We start from the raw sequence: 692 nt of genomic DNA on the forward strand, positions 1-692 counted from the left end.
CCGCGCAACGCATTGTTCACCGCAAGCCTGAGTCTTGCGTTCGCGCTCGCATCGGTCTGTCTCCACGACGCCATCGCCGCCTTCGTTTCCGGGCACGACGCCGAACATGCGGCGGCCAATTCCGGGCTCGAGGCCGGGATCGTGTTGGTGATCGAATGGGCCATCGTGCCGCTCGCAATAACGCTCGCCTGGCTAAGTGCCCGGCAGCGTTGGCTTGCGGTGCCGATAGGGGTCATCGGAGGCGCCTCGCCGTGCCTTGCCGGATGGCTGTTCGCCTGGCCAGCGCAGGCCGTGATCACCACTGCTATTCCGTGCTTGCTGATTCTCGGCCTCGGATATTACCAGGCAAGAAAGGAGCCTCGTCAACGTGTCTTCGCACGATGTGCGCGTAGCGTTGCGCTTGTAGCCGCGATCTGGTTTGCAATTGTGCTGCTGCTCGATGCGATTCGAGCGTTCTATCACATCGATCAGTTCGAATTGTACAGCCCATCCGATTTTTGGGTGGATGTGCGGTTCTACTTCGGCTGGACGCTGGGGTTGATGCTGGCGCCTTCGCCGTGTGACCGAACGGCGGACACGATCGCGGAGCGGGTTGACTAGCTAGGCCTCGTCACGGCGGGTACGCGCCATGCTCCTCGACATCCCAGCCCGTGCGCTTTAGGAGCGCATGGCGCGCTGCGGCGAGCCCGGTC

The 692-nt window shown here is 62.9% G+C and carries 1 protein-coding gene; it reads left to right on the top strand.

All coding sequences use genetic code 11. The features are described from left to right. Positions 1–600 (top strand): hypothetical protein (locus tag GSQ89_RS10265; protein WP_158924687.1); only part of this gene is annotated, 600 nt, incomplete at its 5' end. Positions 601–692: the final 92 nt, after the last annotated feature.

This window comes from Acidisphaera sp. S103 (genome assembly GCF_009765975.1).
Classification (GTDB): domain Bacteria; phylum Pseudomonadota; class Alphaproteobacteria; order Acetobacterales; family Acetobacteraceae; genus Rhodopila.